This is a genomic window from Roseateles sp. GW823-FHT07B05 (genome assembly GCF_058794515.1).
The window spans coordinates 1-17293 of record NZ_JBXAGX010000016.1; the positions used below are offsets into that span (position 1 = coordinate 1).

Consider the following 17293-nt stretch of genomic DNA (forward strand, 5'->3'; position numbering starts at 1 on the left):
TGTTTGGGTTGCGGGAGGTCTCGACAACCCCAGCTTCCCAAATCAGGGACGGATGAACAACCTATCGGAACGTCACAACTAGCTGGAACAGCGGCCGCTGACCGTGGCCAGATGCTTACCTGCCGACCGGCGCCGCTCAACCTTGGCGCCGGATCACAGCGATCTTCAACAGCCTGCCAGCGGCCTCAAGACCGGCCGCTCGAAGATCAAAAGGGGATCACGGTCGCTCATTGCGCGGCCGCGGTCTTGAACTCTTCAGCATTCCACCCGCCGCCAAGCGACTTGAATGCGCTCACGCTCGCTCGGGCGGCGTCCGTGCGAGCGACGGCCTGCGCGTCTGCCGCGCGAAGGAGTGACTTGTCCGCCTGCAGCAGTTCAATCTGGCTTGCGATGCCTCGCTGAAACGCAGCCTCGGTGTGTGACCTTGCCTGGCGCAGTGATGAAACGGCCGCCGTGATGGCAAGCGCCTGTTCGGCACGGCGTGTCATGGTGAAGACCGAGGTTTCCACGTCTTCCGTGGCTTTGAGTGCGGCCAGTCGGAAGGCAGCAAGTGCCTCCGCTTCTTGACCTCTTGCCTGATCGATCTGGGCGTTGATGCGGCCAAAGTCGAAGAGCCGCCAGCGCAGGCCCACGGCGGCTGCAGCTTGATTGGCGCCGCTGGAGAAGAGGTCGCCACCGCTGATGGTCGTGGCGCTGCCCACCAAGCCGTTGAGCGAGAGCTTCGGGTAGTACTCGGCGACGGCGACACCAATCCGAGCCGAAGAGGCGGCCAAGCGGCGCTCCGCCACGATCACGTCAGGGCGCCGGCGCAGCAACTCTGCCGGGGTGCCCATTGCCGACAGCGCAGGCGGTGCCGGAATGTCCCCTGCGGTGGACAGTTCGGCATGATGCGTCCCTGGCGCCGAACCCAGCGCGATGTCCATCGCGTTGAGTGCGCCCTCGAGCGCCGCTTCGAGCGCGGGTACGGATGCGAGGGCCTCGGCCACGCTCGCCTCTGCCTGGCGCACCGTCATTGCGGGCGCGAGACCCTTCAGTTGAAGAAGCGAGACCTTGGCGAGCAGGGCCTCTTCCGTTCGAACCTGATCCTTGGCGATAGCCAGTCGCGCCTGCAGGCCACGGATCTGCACATAGATGTCTGCGGTGGCCGCGGCCACCGTCAGCCGTGCGGCAGCGATGCCGGCTTCGGACGCCTGGTAGTCCGCCAACGCGGCCTCCTTGCCGCGACGCAGCCCTCCTGCGAGGTCGAGCTCCCAGCTGACGCCAAGGCTGATGTCATACGAACTGCCAGCGCGATCAAAGTTCGGGAACGTACTGAGCACTCGCCCCAGTGACGTCTCAGCAGACTGGTAGGACCTCGCGGCCTGGCCGGCCACCGCGCCGATCGGGAGCAGGGTTGCGCCAGCTGCGGCGACGCCGGCACGTGCTTGGCTTGCTCGGGCGACAGCTTGGGCGAGGTCCAGGTTCTGATTCAGGGCTTGACCCACCAGCCTCGAAAGCAGCGGATCGTGAAACCCTGCCCACCAGGTGGCCAGTTCTTTAGCGTCTACCGCCGTTGAGCGTTCTGATGCCTTTCCGTGGAAAGCGTCCGGCACCACGCCAGGCGGTCTGACGTAGTCGGGGCCGACGGCGCACCCGGCCAGGAAGAAGCTGACGGCGGCTGAAGTCGCGAGCAGAGCGTGGCGTGGCATCTCAAGGCATCCATTGGATTTGATGGTGACTATAGTACCAAATGGTCACTAGTTGTCCAGCTCTGGCCGGTGGCGTAAGCTGTCGGCATGAGCAAAACGAGTGCATATCCAGTCTCGGCACGCGGCCCTGCAGACCACGAGGTGCGCGGCCAGATCGTCACGGCCGCCACGGAACATTTCAGCCGGTACGGTTACGAGAAGACCACCGTCTCCGACCTGGCCAAGGCCATCGGCTTCTCCAAGGCTTACATCTACAAGTTCTTCGAGTCCAAGCAGGCGATCGGGGAGGTGATCTGCTCCAACTGCCTGAAGGAGATCGAGGGGGACATCAGTGCTGCGATTGCGGCTGCCGACACGCCCGCCGAGAAGTTGCGTCGCATGTTCAAGGCCAGCACAGAGTCCAGCCTGCGTCTCTTCTTCCAGGACCGCAAGCTCTACGAAATTGCGACGTCTGCCGCCACGGAGCGCTGGCAGTCAGTGGTTGCCTATGAAGAGCGTGTTCAACAGCTCATCAGCGACGTGCTCCAACTGGGGCGCCAGAGTGGCGACTTCGAGCGCAAGACACCGCTGGACGAGACGGTCATGGCCATCCATCTCGTGATGCGGCCCTATCTCAATCCCTTGCTGCTTCAGCACAGCTTCGACTACACGGCGCATGCCCCGGCGCTGCTCGCAGGCCTCGTGTTGAGAAGTCTTTCACCTTGATTGTTGTCGTGACCATTGACTAATTTGGTCACAAGTCTCAGAATGAAAGCCTCGAACTTTCATTCAAGGGACTTCCATGTCGCGGCGCCGCCTCGCAACGTCTGCTGTTCTTTCGCTGCTGCCCTGGGGGCTGGTTGCCTGTGGTGACCAGGCGCCGGCCGATCCCCGAACCGAAGCTCCGGTCGTTCGGGTCGCAACGCTTTCTCCGGCCATCCAGGATGGCCGTACGTTCACCGGCACGGTCGCCGCGCGGGTCCAGAGCGACCTCGGCTTCCGCGTCGGTGGCAAGGTGCTGGAGCGCCTGGTGGAGACCGGGCAGACGGTTCGCCGCGGGCAGCCGCTCATGCGGCTTGACCCGGTCGATCTCAAGCTGGCGGTGCTGGCGCAGCAGGAGGCCGTTGCTGCTGCCCGTGCGCGCGCGCAGCAGACGTCAGAGGATGAGGCCCGCTATCGCGACCTGAAAGGAACCGGTGCGGTGTCCGCATCGGCTTACGACCAGGCGAAGGCGGCAGCCGATGCGGCCAAGGCTCAGCTGCGCGCCGCCGAGGCGCAGGCAGATGTGGCGCGCAACGCCACTCGCTACGCTGAACTGCTTGCCGATGTTGACGGCGTGGTCGTCGACACCCTGGCCGAGCCGGGCCAGGTGGTGGCAGCCGGTCAACCGGTTGTGCGTCTGGCGCAGGCCGGGTCCCGGGAAGCGGTGGTGCAGTTGCCCGAGACGCTGCGACCGGCCGTGGGATCGATGGGGGTTGCCAGCCTCTTCGGACGCGAGGACGTGACCGTCCCAGCGAAGCTGCGGCAGCTGTCTGGTGCGGCCGACCGCCTGACACGCACTTTCGAAGCTCGCTTCCAGCTTGAGGGGGCACTCGCCAATGCCCCGCTGGGTGCGACGGTCGCGGTGAAGATCCCGGAAGGGTCTCCCAAGGTGGCGGGGCAGCTCAGTGTTCCGGTCGCTGCCCTGCTGGACAAAGGCAACGGCACCGGTGTCTGGGTGATCAGTGGCGAGCCGGCCAAGGTGTCGTGGCGGCCTGTCGTGGTCCATGGCGTCGATGACGACACCGCTCGGATCACCGGGCGTGTGCAGAGCGGCGAGAAGGTCGTTGCGCTGGGCGCTCATCTGATGACCGACGGGTCTGCCGTGCGCTTGGCAGCCAGGCCGAATGCAGCGCCGGCAGCGGAGGGGCGGCCGTGAGCGAAGGTCGATTCAACCTGTCTGCGCTCGCGGTGCGCGAGCGCGCCATCACGCTGTTCCTGATCCTGCTGATCTCGTTGGGCGGCGTGCTGTCCTTCTTCAAGCTCGGCCGCGCCGAGGATCCGGCGTTCACGATCAAGGTGATGACCATCATCACCGCGTGGCCCGGTGCAACGGCTCAGGAGATGCAGGACCAGGTCGCCGAGAAGATTGAAAAGCGCCTGCAGGAACTGCGCTGGTACGACCGGAGCGAGACCTACACGCGCCCCGGCTTGGCGTTCACGACGCTCACGCTGCTGGACAAGACACCGCCTTCAGAAGTCCAGGACGAGTTCTATCAGGCCCGCAAGAAGATCGGGGACGAAGCCCGCAACCTGCCGCCGGGCGTGATCGGGCCGTTCGTCAACGACGAGTACTCCGACGTGACCTTCGCGCTCTTCGCGTTGAAGGCCAAGGGTGAGCCGCAGCGCCTGCTGGTGCGGGATGCCGAGTCGCTGCGTCAGCGGCTGCTGCATGTGCCGGGCGTGAAGAAGGTCAACATCGTTGGCGAGCAGTCCGAGCGCATCTATGTCGAGTTCTCGCATGACCGACTGGCCACGCTCGGCGTCAGCCCGCAGGACGTCTTCGCGGCCTTGGCCAGCCAGAACGCGCTGACGCCCGCGGGCTCCATCGAAACCAAGGGCCCCGAAGTCTTCGTGCGTGTCGACGGTGCGTTCGACAACCTGCAGAAGATGCGGGACACGCCCGTCGTGGCGCAAGGGCGCACCCTCAAGCTGTCAGACGTGGCGAAGGTCACGCGTGGCTACGAAGACCCCGCCACGCTGCTGATCCGCAACGGTGGTGAGCCGGCCCTGCTGCTGGGTGTGGTGATGCGCGAAGGCTGGAACGGCCTTGACCTGGGCAAGGCGCTGGATGCGGAGCTGAAAGCCATCAACGGCGAGCTGCCGGCGGGCATCAGCCTCAGCAAGGTGACGGACCAGGCGGTGAACATCAGCGCGTCGGTCGACGAGTTCATGGTGAAGTTCTTCGCCGCGCTGCTCGTGGTGATGCTTGTCAGCTTTGTCAGCATGGGCTGGCGCGTGGGCATCGTGGTGGCGGCGGCCGTGCCGCTGACGCTGGCCGTCGTGTTCATGGTGATGCTCGCCACCGGCAAGAACTTCGACCGCATCACGCTGGGCTCGCTGATCCTGGCGCTGGGCCTGTTGGTCGACGACGCCATCATCGCCATCGAGATGATGGTGGTGAAGATGGAGGAGGGCTACAGCCGCGTTGCCGCCTCCGCCTATGCCTGGAGCCACACGGCAGCCCCCATGCTGTCCGGCACGTTGGTGACGGCCGTGGGCTTCATGCCCAACGGATTCGCACGGTCCACGGCCGGCGAGTACACGAGCAACATGTTCTGGATCGTCGGCATCGCGCTGATCGCGTCCTGGGTCGTTGCGGTCGTGTTCACGCCCTACCTTGGCGTGAAGCTGCTGCCGGAGTTCAAGAAGGTCGCGGGCGGGCATGACGCGATCTACGACACGCCTCGCTACAACCGCTTCCGGGGTGCTCTGACGAAGGTCATCGAGCGCAAGTGGCTGGTTGCCGGCACGGTCATCGGGCTGTTCGTGCTGTCCGTGGTGGGCATGTCGGCCGTGAAGAAGCAGTTCTTCCCAATCTCCGATCGACCGGAAGTGCTGGTGGAAGTGCAGATGCCCTATGGCACGGCCATCTCGGCGACGAGTGCTGCGACGGCCAAGGTCGAAGCCTGGCTGGCCAAGCAGCCGGAATCCAAGATCGTCACGGCCTATGTGGGTCAGGGCGCACCGCGCTTCTACTTCGCGATGGGGCCTGAGCTGCCGGACCCGTCATTCGCCAAGGTGGTCGTGCGCACGGACAACCAGGATGAGCGTGAGGCCCTGAAGCTGCGACTGCGCCAGGCCATCTCCGAGGGCTTGGCACCGGAGGCGCGACTGCGCGTCACCCAGCTCGTGTTCGGTCCGTACTCGCCGTACCCGGTCGCGTATCGCGTCTCCGGGCCTGACGCCGCCGTGCTGCGCAAGATCTCGGACGACGTGCTGCAGGTCATGAACGGCAGCCCCATGATGCGGACCGCCAACACGGACTCCGGTGTCCGCGCGCCGACGCTGCATTTCACGCTGCAGCAGGATCGTCTCAACGCCGTGGGCCTGACGTCGGCATCGGTTGCCCAGCAGTTGCAGTTTCTGCTGACCGGCATTCCGTTGACGACGGTTCGCGAAGACATCCGGACGGTTCAGGTCGTCGCTCGCACCGGTGGTTCGGTGCGGCTGGATCCCGCCAAGGTCGGTGATTTCACGCTGGTCGGCGCCGCTGGCCAGCGCATCCCCCTGACCCAGGTCGGCACCGTGGACGTGCGCATGGAAGAGCCGGTGGTGCGTCGCCGTGACCGCGTGCCGACGATCACCGTGCGTGGCGATATCGCGGAGGGCCTGCAGCCGCCCGACGTGTCCACCGCGATCACCAGGCAGCTCCGGCCCATCATCGACAAGCTGCCGGCGGGCTACAGCATCGTGGAAGCGGGTTCGATCGAGGAGTCCGGCAAGGCGACGGTCGCAATGCTGCCGATCTTCCCGATCATGCTGGCAGTCACGCTGCTGATCATCATCCTGCAGGTCCGTTCGATGTCGGCCATGGTGATGGTGTTCCTCACCAGCCCGCTGGGCCTGATCGGTGTCGTGCCGACGCTGCTTGCCTTCCAGCAGCCGTTCGGCATCAACGCGCTGGTCGGCCTCATCGCGCTGTCCGGCATCCTGATGCGCAACACGCTCATCCTGATTGGTCAGATCCACCAGAACGAGCAAGCCGGCCTGGACCCTTTCAAGGCCGTCGTCGAGGCCACGGTGCAGCGTGCGCGCCCGGTGATCCTGACCGCGCTCGCCGCCATCCTCGCCTTCATCCCCCTCACGCACTCGGTGTTCTGGGGAACGCTGGCCTACACGCTGATTGGTGGAACGTTTGCCGGAACGGTCCTGACGCTGATGTTCCTGCCGGCGATGTATTCGATCTGGTTCCGTATCAAGGCGACGAAGTAGCCCGTCAGCGGAACCCAACAACCCAAACCAGGAATTCCATGCAAAACGCAAAAGTCGTCATCGTCACGGGCGTGTCGTCGGGTATCGGTCAGGCGACCGCTGCACTCTTCGCCAAGCGGGGCTGCCGCGTGTTCGGCACGGTGCGCAATCTGGCCAAGAGCCAAGCCATCAATGGCGTGACGCTGATCGAGATGGACATTCGCGACGACGAGTCGGTCCGGAAGGCTATCGCGCAGATCCACTTCCATACGCAGCGAATCGATGTGCTGGTCAACAGCGCCGGCATCACGCTGGTCGGCGCCACGGAAGAGACCTCCATCGACGAAGCGAAGACCCTGTTCGACACCAACCTGTTCGGCATGCTGCGTGTGACGCAAGCGGTGCTGCCGCACATGCGCGAACAGCACGCCGGCCGCATCGTCAACGTCAGCTCGGTGCTTGGCTTCCTGCCGGCGCCGTTCATGGGCCTGTACTCGGCAAGCAAGCACGCGGTGGAAGGCATGTCCGAGACGATGGATCACGAGGTGCGCCGATTCGGCGTCCGGGTGACGCTGGTGGAGCCGTCGTTCACCCGTACCAATCTGGACCTGAACGCACCCGAGGCCGCGTCCCGCATCCCCGCCTACGACGCAGACCGTGCAGGCGTTGTGGCCGCCATTCAGAAGAGCGTCAAAGCGGCGCCTGCGCCGGATGGCGTGGCCGCAACGGTGGTTGATGCCGCCCTGGGGTCCTGGAAGATGCGCAAGACCCCGAAGGGGGAGGCCTCACTGCTCAGCAAGCTGCGCCGCTTCATGCCTGCAGCGCCGGTCGATTCCAGCCTGCGCAAGACGTTCGGCCTGTCATGAGCGAGCGTGCCGTGAACGACTGGGGCGCGCAGCACGACGAGACGCGTCGGACGCTCCTGAGCAAGGGCGGCGCCCCAGGCCTGGCGAAAGCCGAGCAGCTGGCGGGCCTCAGCGGCCTGGAGGTACTGCGGAGCATGATGCAGGGGCGGCTGCCTTACCCGCCGATGAATGACACCATGGACATCGTGCTGCTCGAGGCGGATGCCGGTCGGGTGGTGTTTCAGGGCAGGCCGGCGCTGGCGCACTACAACCCGCTGGGCACCGTGCACGGTGGCTGGTTCGCCTCGCTGCTGGACTCCGCCCTGGGCTGCGCCGTACAGACCATGCTGCCGGCCGGCCGGTCGTACACGACGGCCGAGATCAGCCTGAACATCGAGCGCCCTGCAACCCTGCGCACGGGGCCATTGCGGGCGACCGGAGTCGCCATCCACACCGGCAGGCAGATGAGCACGGCCGAAGCCCGCGTCGTTGATGAGTCGGGCAAGCTCTACGCGCACGCGACGACCACCTGCTTCGTTTTTGATATTCCATGACCGTACGCGGCCATTCAAAACGGGAAAGCTGGGCGCTGAACTTATAGGGATCCATGCGTGCACATTGAAACCCCTCGGCCGATACGGGTGCAGGGGTGGATTGTCTATTGTCTGGAGATATTTGATTGTCAGGAAATTTATTCGATCGATGAGCTGTTCGCTTGACTTTGTGTGACCAATGCCGAAAATGGTCACACGTCACGGATGCGGCTAAGAAGGGCGGCTCCTGCTGGCGCCTCCCAGTCCACAAAATCATCGAGGCATCTATGTTCACCAAGGCAATCTACGCAGTTACTGCAGTTCTCGTCCTGGCAGCGCCGCTGTGCGTTGCCCAGCAGCCAACGCAGGAAGGCAATGCCGCGGACGGCAAGCCCGCCCTTGCGACCAATGTGCAGAAAAACTGTCGCAGCATCAGCGCCGATATTCGCTCGGGCGCTCCGCTTACTCGCGAAATCGTTGTCGCTGAAATGGTGCGTGCTCGCGCTGAGGGGGAAATGGATTTCCATATCAGCTCAACGCCGCCGGCCGTGTATCGGCCGATGTGCGAGTTGCCGCCCCAATCGGCCCGCCAGCCGGCGAGCCAGAAGGCCAAGGGCTGAACTGATTTGCCAGGCGCTGGCGCGGCTTGTCGGCGGCGCTGGCTGCGCCATGAATTGCACGATCTGACCGCTTCACATCGACCGGCGGCCACTGAGCCGCCGTCTTCAGGTGGCCAGCGCGATCACCAGGCGGCCCGTCCTGGCGCGGGAGCAGCAGGGCAGGAACTGGTCGTTGGCGGCCTGTTCCTCGGGCGTCAGGTACTGGTCGCGATGCTCGGGCTCGCCGGCCACCACCCGGGTCAGGCAGGTGCCGCACACGCCTTGCTCGCAGGAGGTCAGCAGCGGCACACCCGCCGCCTGCAGCGCCTGTGCCGCCGTGCAGCCCGCCGGCACGTGGATGACCTGGCCGCTGCCGTCGAGCTCGATGTCGAAGGACTGGTCTTCGCCGTCCACCTCGCGCGGCGCGGCGGCGAACAGCTCGCGGTGCAGGTGGCTCTCGGGCCAGCCATGCCGGCGGGCGGTCGAGAGCGCGGCGTCGATGAAGCCGGCCGGGCCGCAGACGTAGAGCTCGCTCCCCGGCGGCTGGGCGGCCAGCACGGCGTCCATGTCCAGGCTGCCGTTCTCGTCGCCGATGTGCAGCTGCGTGCGGGCCGCGAGCGGGGTGTCGGCCAGCGCGTCGAGGAAGGCCATGCGCGCGCGGCTGCGCCCGGCGTAGTGCAGCGCGAAGGGCTGCCCGGCCGCGGCGAGCTGCCGGGCCATGCTCAGGATGGGCGTGATGCCGATGCCGCCAGCCAGCAGCAACTTGTGGGCCGGCGTGTTGCGCAGCGCGAAGTTGTTCTTGGGCGCACCCACGGTGAGCACCTGGCCCACCTGCAGTTGGTCGTGCACGGCGACCGAGCCGCCGCGGGACTGCGGCTCGCGCAGCACGCCCAGCACGTAACGGTTCTTCTGGCCAGGGACATCGCACAGCGAGTAGGGCCTGACCATGCCACCGGGCAGGTGCAGCTCCACATGGGCGCCAGCCTCGGCGGCGGGCAGCGCGGCACCGTCCAGCGGCTCCAGCGTCAGCTCCACGACGTCCTGCGCCGCCGGGCGCTTGGCCGCCAGTCGCAATTGCAGCAACGCGCTCATGCGCCGGCCTCCGCGGCCAGCAGCCGGTCGATGACCTTGCGCGACTGCACGCCGCCGCCGTCGATGTTCAGCATCAGCAGCTTGCGGTCGGGATAGGCCAGCAGGTTGGCCTGCTGGCGCTCCAGCATCTCCTGGTCCTCCGCAAAGATCTTGCCCTGCCCGTCGCGGATCTGCGCGGTCAGCGCGTCGTCCTGCGGCTTGAACTTGCGGGCCATGCCCCAGAAGTAATGGATGGACGTGTCGGTCTCGGGCGTGATGAAGTCCACTACCCAGCTCGCCGCCTTGAACTCGTCGGGCGCCGCGTAGCCGCCGTGGCCCTGCAGCGCCACGCCCACCTCGATCATGATGTGGCTCGGCGGCGTGAAGTGGCAGATCTGCCAGCGGTCCACCGGCTGGTCGTCGGGCAGGCCGTTCATGCGCAGGGCCAGCTTCCAGAACGGCGGCGCCTCGATGCCATTCATGAATCGCTCGGTGACGATGTGGTCGCCTTCGACGCGCGTCTGGCAGGGCACTTCGTCGATCTCCTTCTGGCCGATGCTCGTCGAATGCACATAGGTCTCGTGCGTCAGGTCCATCAGGTTGTCGATCATCAGCCGGTAGTCGCAGCCGATGCGGTAGAGCCCGCCGCCGTAGCCGAAGGCCGGGTTGCCCAGCCACTCGAAGGTGGGCAGCAGGGCCAGGTCGGCCTTGGCGGCGTCGCCGGGCCAGACCCAGATGAAGCCGTGCGCCTCGTGCACCGGAAAGCTGCGGACCGCGGGGAAGCCGCGCACGCGCTGGCAGGGCATGGACACCGTCTTGCCGTCGCAGCCCATGGCCAGCCCGTGGTAGCCGCAGACGAGCGTCTCGCCCTCCACGCGGCCCAGGCTCAGTGGCGCGCCGCGGTGCGGGCAGAAGTCCTCCACGGCGGCGATCTGGCCCGCCGCGGTGCGGAACAGGGCCATGGGCAGGTTGCAGATGCGGCGGCCCAGCGGCTTGCCCTGCGGGATCTCATCGCTGCGGGCGGCGACGTACCAGGTGTTGAGCGGGACATCGTTGTCTCCTCCATCGTGTTTCAGGGGGGCAGCGCGGGGCCATGCGCAGCGCGCCGTCCAGCCGGATGACTTCGCCGTTCAGGTGGCCGTTGGTCGCGATGTGCAAGGCCAGCGCCGCGAACTCGGCTGGGTCGCCCAGCCGCTTGGGGAAGGGGATGGACTGGGCCAGTGACTGCTGCACCGCCTCCGGCAGTTCCTTGAGCAGCGGCCTGGCGCGAGTCGGGCCGTGCCGGCCACCCGGCGCTGCCGGCCGAGAGCCGCGGGCTCGGCTGACCGATGTGCAGGCGCTGGTCATGGTCGGTGCTGTGCCTGCTGTGCCTGGCCTGGGTGGCCCCCGTCCGCGCCGCTGAGGCCGCCCTGCGCTGGTCGGTCTGGGAGGACCGCAGCGGCAACCTGACCCTGGCCGACGTGCAGGCGCGCGACGCCGAGTTCCGCCCGGCCACGCTGCGGCTGCTGAACCCGGGCTACAGCACCTCGGCCTGGTGGCTGCGGCTGGATGTCGATGTGCCTGCCGGCGACCCCTGGGTGCGCTGGGTGGTGCTGGAGTCGGCGCGGCTGCCCGAGGTGCGGCTGTGGACCCGGACGGTGCAGGGGTGGCAAAGCCAGGACGCCGGCACGACCGTGCCGCACGCGCGCTGGCCGCTCGATACGCCGACCGCGAGTTTTGCCGTCGAGCTGCCGGCCGGGCAGCCCGGCGCCATCTACCTCCGCATGGCCGGGCCCACGGCGCTGGTGCTGGGGGCGTCGGTCTGCGAGCCCCGTGACTGCCAGCGCGCGCAGGTGGGGCGGCTGGCCTTGGGCAGCGCGATCACGACCTTCCTCGGGGTGGTGGCCCTGGGTTGCCTGGCGCTGGCCTTGATGCTGCGCCAGCCCGCCGCGCTGACGGTGGCCGGCTTCTCGCTGGTCTACGGGCTCTACGAGCTGACCGAGCAGGGGCTGGCGTTCCAGTACCTGTGGCCCGAGTCGCCCGCGTGGGCCACCCGTGCATTGCTCCCGCTGATCGCCTTGACCCACATGATGCGTGCGCTGGTGCTGTATGCCCTGGTCGCAGGTGACCTGCGGCAGCGCTGGCTGAGCCGGATGTTTCCGGCGCTGATCGCCCTGTACCCGCCCATCATCGCGATGGCCTGCCTGTTCGAGCCTCGGGACGTCGGGCCGGTGGTGTTGCCGGTGATGGTGGTCGGCGTGCTGCTGGGCCCCGTGCTGGCCTGGATGGCCTGGTGGCGCGGGGCCCGCCACGGCCTGCCGGTCGCCCTGCTGCTGACACTGACGCTGCTGGCGAGCCTGACGCGCTTTGCCGAGGCGACCGAGCTGCTGCCCTCATCGCTGTTCACGCTGTATCTCGTGCCGGCGGTCAGCGTGTTCAGCGGCCTGGCGATGCTGGCCATCCTGCTGTCGCACATGCGAAAGCTTGACCGCGAAGGCGCTGCAACGCTGGTGATGCTTGAGGAGACACGCAAGAACCAGGCGCAGCGGGCGCGCCTGCTGGCCTACATCGGCCACGACCTGCGCGCGCCGCTGGTCACCACGCTGACCCATCTGCGCGATCTGGAGCCAGCGCGTGACACGCCGCAGCGGGCCGCACGCAGCAGCATTGAACGCAGCGTCGCGCACCAGCTCGAACTGATCGATGAACTGGTGGCCCACGCCCGCGGCGAGACCGATCAACTGGACCTGGTGCCGGCGGCCTGCTTTCTCCACGGGCTGCTGCAGGAGGTGGCCGAGCAGGGGCGCGGGCTGGCCGGCCTGCGCGGCAACCGCTTCGAGGCCCGCATCGCTGCCGAACTGCCGGACGTCGTGGCGGTGGATGCCAAGCGGCTGCGCCAGCTGCTGCTGAACCTGCTCTCCAACGCCGCCAAGTACACCGACGGCGGGCACATTCGCCTGTCCGCCGCCCTGGAACGCGGCCGCCCTGGCGCGTCGGACCGGCTTTGCTGCGAGGTGGTCGATGACGGCCCCGGCATCGCCGCAGCCGACCTGCCGCGCATCTTCGAGCCGTTCTGGCGCGCGCCCGACCAGGCTGGCAAGCCCGGCACCGGCCTGGGCCTGGCCATCGCGCGGCAACTGGCGCAGGCGCTGGGCGGCACGCTGGAGGTCAGCAGCCAGCCCGGCAAGGGCAGCCGCTTCCAGCTGACCCTGCCGCTCAGCCCGGCGTCGGCCAGCGAGGTGGCCTGGCCCAGCCTGGCGGCCGAAGCGCCCAGCCCGCTGGGGCGCGGCCGCATGGCCTTGCTGATCGATCCCGATGCCGGTTGCACCGAGCATCTGGCGGAGCTGTTGTATGCCGCCGAATTTGAGCTGCAGTCCAGCGCAGAGGCGGCGCAGGCGGCAGCGCTGCTTGCCGAGCTGCAGCCGCAGTTCGTGATCGTGGGCGATGTCGGGGCCGAGGCAGCCGGCAGGCTGCTGCGGGCCTGCCGGGCGCAGCCCCAGCCGCCTGCCGTCGTGCTCTACACCGGCCGCCCGCAGCCTGCGGCCCGGCCTGGTGAACCCGACTTCGCCGCGCGCTGTCTCAAGCCCATGACGGGGCCGGCGTGGTGGTCGCTGCTGGGCGATCTGATGCCGCCGCCGACTTCGGCAAGTGCTCGTGGAGGCGCGGCCCAGAGCATCCTGTAGGGAAGGTGCCTTCCCGCGCGCTCGGATGCGTCTGGACGCGAGCCAGCACGTCGCGCAGGTGGCCCCATCGATCCAGGTTGGGGATGTCTGCTCTGGCAAGCATGAGATTGGGCCGACGAGGAAGTTAGTCCCGATCAAGAGTACATATTCCAAGACGTCCCTGAACGGCTCGCCAAGGACCCTGGAAGCCCGTTCTCCCCAGTGCAGCCGGACTCGTCTCTAGACGTTCGCGGGCGTTCGTTGACAGCCCACGCTTTCTGCTGTTTGACCGAAGCTGCACGCTACTCCGGCGCGACTCCTGTCATGGGTGGCCCGCCAGTTCTCGGGCTCACACCGGACCGCGGTGGGCGGCTCGCACAGCCCACCACCTGAAGGCCTTTCGACAAGCTCGGCGCGCCGCAAGCCGCAGGTGGAAGTACAGCAGCATGCTGGCCAGCATGCTGGCGACCATGCCGTCGGCAGCCCAGGGAATCCTCGCTGCCAGCGCCAGGGCGCCGGCGGCTTCCATCAGCGCGCTCATCAGGGCCAGCATCGCGCCGAACTCGACGAGAACCCTCGCCGCCAGTCGCGCGAGCCCAGCGCCGCGCGGCGCCCGGGCGACCCCGGGCGCCGCGCGCCAGTGTTCCAGCGCCAGCGTGAACAGCATCGCCACCGCCGTCCATGGGAACCAGCGCAGGTGCGCCTCCAGCATCGCGACGCCGGCATAAGGCCATTCGCCGCTGGTGCGGCAGATGCTCGCCAGCGTCAGCGGCGACACGCCTGCCAGGTCGACGGCCATGCCGAGGCTGACCGCGGCCATGCAGGCGATCCAGCTGTCTCTCGCACACGAGCGATGCGGCGCCGCGGGCAGCGTGGCGCCCGCCAGGCCGCCCACCATCGCGCAGGCCAGGCTCCAGATGGCCTGCGGCGCTGCGCCGTGCGGCAGGCCGGGCAGCTCGCCCGCCAGCAGGCCGAGCAGGGCGAACCCGAGCGCGCGTCGGGCCGGTCCTCCGCGTGGGCGCGGAGCCGCGGTGGCGGTCGTCGCGACCGGGGGCGCATGTCGCCAGACGGGAACCATGGCCGGGCCGATGTGGCGGCAGCGCTCAGGTGCCGCGGTCCGTCATGACCGCGTACCAGGAGCAGACGACCCCGACCGGCGCCACCCCGCCGGTGCCGCTGGCGTGCGGCACGGTTCGGACGATCGATCCGGCCAGCGCCGGGCGCTGCGCGTTGCCTGCGGGCCAGGGCGGGCTGAGATACCCGACGTAGTCGTAGACCCACTCTTCGCCGCCGACCACGCCGCGCCCCTGGAAGCGCACGCCGCAGGGGTTGCCGTAGCTGATCGAGCCGTTGAGCCGCAGCTCCCAGCCCGGCCCGTAGATACGGCCTCTGAACACGCCCATGGGCGCGTCCTCGATCTCGATGTGGCCGCGGCCGAACTCCAGGTCGTTGAAGGCGGTCCCCATGTCGGGGTCGTTCAGGAGGCTGCGGTAGGTCCAGAGGCCTGCCAGGCTCCCGGTCTCGGGTGAATAGCTCATGGGTTCACTCCTCGTCGGGTGCAGGGGCTCAGGCGCGCACGGCGGTCGTGAACCTGAGCTTGGCGGGCAGGGCGGCCAGACGCCGCCCCGTAGGCGCCGACGACAGGAGGTTCACGGAGGCGCCGCCGGTCAGCTGCTTCGTGCTGCCGCGGTGCTGGATGGCGATGGTGAACTGCGCCTTGTCGACATCGGCGGCCGGCACGCCGTCCAGCGGGAAATGCGCGATGACCTCAAGATGCGTCAGGCAGTTGGCGCACTTCACGACGTTGCGCCGGCTCAGGACCGAGTGGCTGCCGAGGTAGTAGTCGGTGGCTTCACCGGCGTCCGACGTCACCTTGGCGTGGGCGCTGACGACAAAAGACCCCTCGAAGAGCGCGCGGTCGATGCCGCGCACCGTGAGCTTCCTGCCATCGGTGTCCGTGGCGCTGGCTTGCACGTGCCCATCGTCGAACGACCCGGGGCCATAGGTGTAGTGCAGCTGCGTCTCGATGTTGGTGCAGTCCATCGACGTGCAGATGCTGCCGAACTCGTCTTTGACAAACGGGTTGAGCGGCGTGGTCAGGTCCAGCGCCGTGCCGGGCGGGATGCCCGGCGTCGGCCCTTGGGAGTCGCTGGAGTTCGTGCCGGGGTAGCCGGTGATGACGCTCAGCTGATCGGTCGCGCCATGCCGCTTCTGCCAGATCCAGAACATCCGGTCGATGTTGCTGTGGTGGAAGAAGAAGATCGGGTCCAGCCCGGCCGTGTTGTTCTCGCCCATGTCGCCGTTGGCGTCGGCGATCTGCCCGGACTCGAACTGCCCGGGGAGGTCGAAGCCACCCACGGAGAGGTGGATGTCGTTGTGCGGCTGTTCGAGCGGCACCACGGTGCCCGGGTGGTCCAGCCCCCATTGCGCGGCCGAGGTCGTGTTCGAGAACACGGTGTAGTTCGGCGCCTTCAGGCAGTTGCTGAACATCGCCGCCACGCCCTTGCCCGTGGGGTTCGGATTCTTGGGCGTCGGGTTGCCGCCCTGCAGCCAGGCCACGACGTTGTCGTTCAGCAGCTGGACGTTCTTCACGGTATCGGGGAACTGCCGGTTGTGGGCCTCGGTGGCCGCCCGGGCTTCGGGCGTGCCCACGAGGCCGGACAAGGGGTAGCGCACGGTCTCGTAGCCGGCCGGCTTGACGTAGACCTGGTTGTCGCCGGGCAGGTCGTCGCTCAGCGGCTGTGGCAGGGTGAAGGAACGCAGCGGGTTCTTGATGACGACGCCGTCCAGCTCGAAGGTCTCCTGCGTCAGCACCCTGGGAATGCCGTTCTTGAGCGCATCCGCGCTGGTCTCGTCCCAGTACGGCAGGGCGACGTCCGGGACGATGGTCCGCAGGGCCTCCTCGAGCTTGTAGAGGTACATGCGGTGCCACGTCGGGAAGAGCACGTTGCCGTGGTTGCACCACCCGCCCCAGTACGTGTAGATGTCGGTCGGCGACAGTGCATCCACGGCGCTGCGGTAGTTGAAGGGTTCGCCGTGGTATCCGCCGAGGATGAAGAACGACCGCTTGTCGGTGGGTGGCAGCGCCTGGATGCCCTTCCAGGCGCGGATCACGTCTTCCAACGGCTTCTTGTTGCCGCGGTCGTACTCGTTTTGCAGGTCCAGGATGGACCGGCGGACTCTGACTGTCGGGGCGTTCGTCATGAGACTCTCCGTGTTGAGGGGACCAGGAACCGGTTTCGATGGCTTGCTTGCAGATCGGGCGCCGTCGACGGCGTGGCCGCCGGGGCGCTACGCCTGCCGGGGGCGGTGCACGTCCAGAGGGCAACTGGTCGCGCCTTGGATCACCTGATCGAAAGGTGGCTTCGGGAAGTACTGCGTGTTCATCTGGACCTGCTTGGCGATGTCTTCGCCAGCGAGGATCTCGATGACTTTCAAGGCCTCGTCCAGCCCTGAAGAGATGCCGCCGCCGGTGATGCGGTTGCCGTCGACGACCCAGCGTGGGTAGCCCTCGGCGACCTTGATCGCGGGGAAGGCCTGGAAGCAGGGGACGAAGGCCCAGTGCGTCGTCGCGCGAAAGCCATCCAGCAGCCCGGCGGCTGCCAACAGGAAGGCGCCTTCGCAGACCGAACACACATGGCCTGCCGCTCGGCTCTGCTGCTTCAGGAAGTCGATCAGCGGGCCGCCCTTCATCAGCGCGTTCAGCGCGGCGGGGTTGCCGCCGGGTACCCAGAGCAGCTGTGCCTGCCGCTTCCCGCTGCCGTAGTCGCCGAACTGGCGCTGCGGCGTCAGGATCAGGCCGTCTCGCGTCCCGAGCGGGTGCAGGTCCTGCGCCACCAGGGAGATCGTGACCGCCCGCTCAGGCCAGAGCGTGGCCATCCAGCTGAACATCTCCACGGGTGCCGCGACGTCCATCAGGTCGACGCCCTCGTAGATGGGAATGACGATGTCGAACTGCGGTGCTGCAGGTGTCATGCGGTGCTC

General features: G+C 67.5%; 13 protein-coding genes and 2 pseudogenes. 7 read left to right on the plus strand and 8 right to left on the minus strand.

Features of this window, described 5'->3' with window-relative positions; all coding sequences use genetic code 11:
* Positions 1-227: 227 nt before the first annotated feature.
* Positions 228-1688, minus strand: coding sequence for an efflux transporter outer membrane subunit (locus tag AC1Q7O_RS23835; protein ID WP_492661487.1), 1461 nt, complete (start codon positions 1686-1688; stop codon positions 228-230).
* 87 nt (positions 1689-1775) lie between these two features.
* Here AC1Q7O_RS23835 and AC1Q7O_RS23840 point away from each other — a divergent pair, with 87 nt between their 5' ends.
* From AC1Q7O_RS23840 to AC1Q7O_RS23865, 6 genes and pseudogenes are all read left to right on the plus strand, one after another.
* Positions 1776-2393: a TetR/AcrR family transcriptional regulator gene (locus AC1Q7O_RS23840; RefSeq protein ID WP_492661486.1), complete on the plus strand. Its 618-nt coding sequence runs from the start codon at positions 1776-1778 to the stop codon at positions 2391-2393.
* Positions 2394-2469: 76 nt separating this feature from the next.
* Complete coding sequence (locus AC1Q7O_RS23845) at positions 2470-3585, plus strand: efflux RND transporter periplasmic adaptor subunit (protein ID WP_492661485.1); 1116 nt, start codon at positions 2470-2472, stop codon at positions 3583-3585.
* Positions 3582-6629: pseudogene (locus tag AC1Q7O_RS23850) on the plus strand (efflux RND transporter permease subunit); the annotation flags it as partial. The gene AC1Q7O_RS23845 and the pseudogene AC1Q7O_RS23850, both read left to right, overlap by 4 nt.
* 50 nt (positions 6630-6679) lie before the next feature.
* Positions 6680-7486 carry an oxidoreductase gene (locus tag AC1Q7O_RS23855; protein ID WP_492661484.1) on the plus strand — a complete coding sequence of 269 codons (807 nt, stop codon included), beginning with the start codon at positions 6680-6682 and terminating at the stop codon, positions 7484-7486.
* Positions 7483-8019 (plus strand): PaaI family thioesterase, encoded by a 537-nt coding sequence (locus AC1Q7O_RS23860; protein WP_492661483.1) that lies wholly within the window; start codon positions 7483-7485, stop codon positions 8017-8019. The genes AC1Q7O_RS23855 and AC1Q7O_RS23860 overlap by 4 nt, the downstream gene beginning before the upstream one ends.
* Positions 8020-8285: 266 nt before the next feature.
* The gene (locus AC1Q7O_RS23865; protein ID WP_492661482.1) at positions 8286-8618 is read left to right on the plus strand and encodes a hypothetical protein; all 333 of its coding nucleotides are present in this window, start codon (positions 8286-8288) and stop codon (positions 8616-8618) included.
* A gap of 105 nt (positions 8619-8723) precedes the next feature.
* On the opposite strand, the gene AC1Q7O_RS23870 is transcribed toward AC1Q7O_RS23865, so the two are convergent.
* The 3 genes and pseudogenes from AC1Q7O_RS23870 to AC1Q7O_RS23880 all read right to left on the minus strand — a co-directional run.
* Entirely contained in the window at positions 8724-9689 is a 966-nt protein-coding gene (locus AC1Q7O_RS23870; RefSeq protein WP_492661481.1) for a PDR/VanB family oxidoreductase, read from the minus strand.
* On the minus strand, positions 9686-10744 hold the full coding sequence (locus AC1Q7O_RS23875) for an aromatic ring-hydroxylating dioxygenase subunit alpha (protein WP_492661491.1): 1059 nt from the start codon (positions 10742-10744) through the stop codon (positions 9686-9688). Before AC1Q7O_RS23875 ends, AC1Q7O_RS23870 begins: the two co-directional genes overlap by 4 nt.
* Before the next feature lie 7 nt (positions 10745-10751).
* A pseudogene (locus tag AC1Q7O_RS23880) lies at positions 10752-10934 on the minus strand (3-hydroxyacyl-CoA dehydrogenase); the annotation flags it as partial.
* 62 nt (positions 10935-10996) lie between these two features.
* On the opposite strand from AC1Q7O_RS23880, the gene AC1Q7O_RS23885 reads away from it, so the two are divergent.
* Entirely contained in the window at positions 10997-13330 is a 2334-nt protein-coding gene (locus AC1Q7O_RS23885; RefSeq protein WP_492661480.1) for a sensor histidine kinase, read from the plus strand.
* Between the two features lie 328 nt (positions 13331-13658).
* Here the strand turns inward: AC1Q7O_RS23885 and AC1Q7O_RS23890 are convergent, their stop codons facing one another.
* The 4 genes from AC1Q7O_RS23890 to AC1Q7O_RS23905 all read right to left on the minus strand — a co-directional run bounded on the left by AC1Q7O_RS23890 (position 13659) and on the right by AC1Q7O_RS23905 (position 17284).
* The gene (locus AC1Q7O_RS23890; RefSeq protein ID WP_492661479.1) at positions 13659-14387 is read right to left on the minus strand and encodes a hypothetical protein; all 729 of its coding nucleotides are present in this window, start codon (positions 14385-14387) and stop codon (positions 13659-13661) included.
* A 25-nt stretch (positions 14388-14412) separates the two neighbouring features.
* A complete protein-coding gene (locus AC1Q7O_RS23895; protein WP_492661478.1) occupies positions 14413-14847 on the minus strand; it encodes a hypothetical protein in 435 nt (144 codons plus the stop codon).
* Positions 14848-14875: 28 nt separating this feature from the next.
* Positions 14876-16513, minus strand: a complete 1638-nt coding sequence (locus AC1Q7O_RS23900; RefSeq protein WP_492661477.1) for a tyrosinase family protein — start codon at positions 16511-16513, stop codon at positions 14876-14878.
* Positions 16514-16600: 87 nt separating this feature from the next.
* Positions 16601-17284 carry a DJ-1/PfpI family protein gene (locus AC1Q7O_RS23905; RefSeq protein ID WP_492661476.1) on the minus strand — a complete coding sequence of 228 codons (684 nt, stop codon included), beginning with the start codon at positions 17282-17284 and terminating at the stop codon, positions 16601-16603.
* Positions 17285-17293: the final 9 nt, after the last annotated feature.

Excerpts from the sequence above, each read along its gene's own strand:
- AC1Q7O_RS23870 (WP_492661481.1), bottom strand. The coding sequence starts at position 9,689 with ATGAGCGCGTTGCTGCAATTGCGACTGGCGGCCAAGCGCCCGGCGGCG.
- AC1Q7O_RS23865 (WP_492661482.1), top strand. The coding sequence starts at position 8,286 with ATGTTCACCAAGGCAATCTACGCAGTTACTGCAGTTCTCGTCCTGGCA.
- AC1Q7O_RS23900 (WP_492661477.1), bottom strand. The coding sequence starts at position 16,513 with ATGACGAACGCCCCGACAGTCAGAGTCCGCCGGTCCATCCTGGACCTG.
- AC1Q7O_RS23860 (WP_492661483.1), top strand. The coding sequence starts at position 7,483 with ATGAGCGAGCGTGCCGTGAACGACTGGGGCGCGCAGCACGACGAGACG.
- AC1Q7O_RS23845 (WP_492661485.1), top strand. The coding sequence starts at position 2,470 with ATGTCGCGGCGCCGCCTCGCAACGTCTGCTGTTCTTTCGCTGCTGCCC.
- AC1Q7O_RS23890 (WP_492661479.1), bottom strand. The coding sequence starts at position 14,387 with ATGGTTCCCGTCTGGCGACATGCGCCCCCGGTCGCGACGACCGCCACC.
- AC1Q7O_RS23855 (WP_492661484.1), top strand. The coding sequence starts at position 6,680 with ATGCAAAACGCAAAAGTCGTCATCGTCACGGGCGTGTCGTCGGGTATC.
- AC1Q7O_RS23895 (WP_492661478.1), bottom strand. The coding sequence starts at position 14,847 with ATGAGCTATTCACCCGAGACCGGGAGCCTGGCAGGCCTCTGGACCTAC.
- AC1Q7O_RS23905 (WP_492661476.1), bottom strand. The coding sequence starts at position 17,284 with ATGACACCTGCAGCACCGCAGTTCGACATCGTCATTCCCATCTACGAG.
- AC1Q7O_RS23840 (WP_492661486.1), top strand. The coding sequence starts at position 1,776 with ATGAGCAAAACGAGTGCATATCCAGTCTCGGCACGCGGCCCTGCAGAC.
- AC1Q7O_RS23835 (WP_492661487.1), bottom strand. The coding sequence starts at position 1,688 with ATGCCACGCCACGCTCTGCTCGCGACTTCAGCCGCCGTCAGCTTCTTC.
- AC1Q7O_RS23885 (WP_492661480.1), top strand. The coding sequence starts at position 10,997 with ATGTGCAGGCGCTGGTCATGGTCGGTGCTGTGCCTGCTGTGCCTGGCC.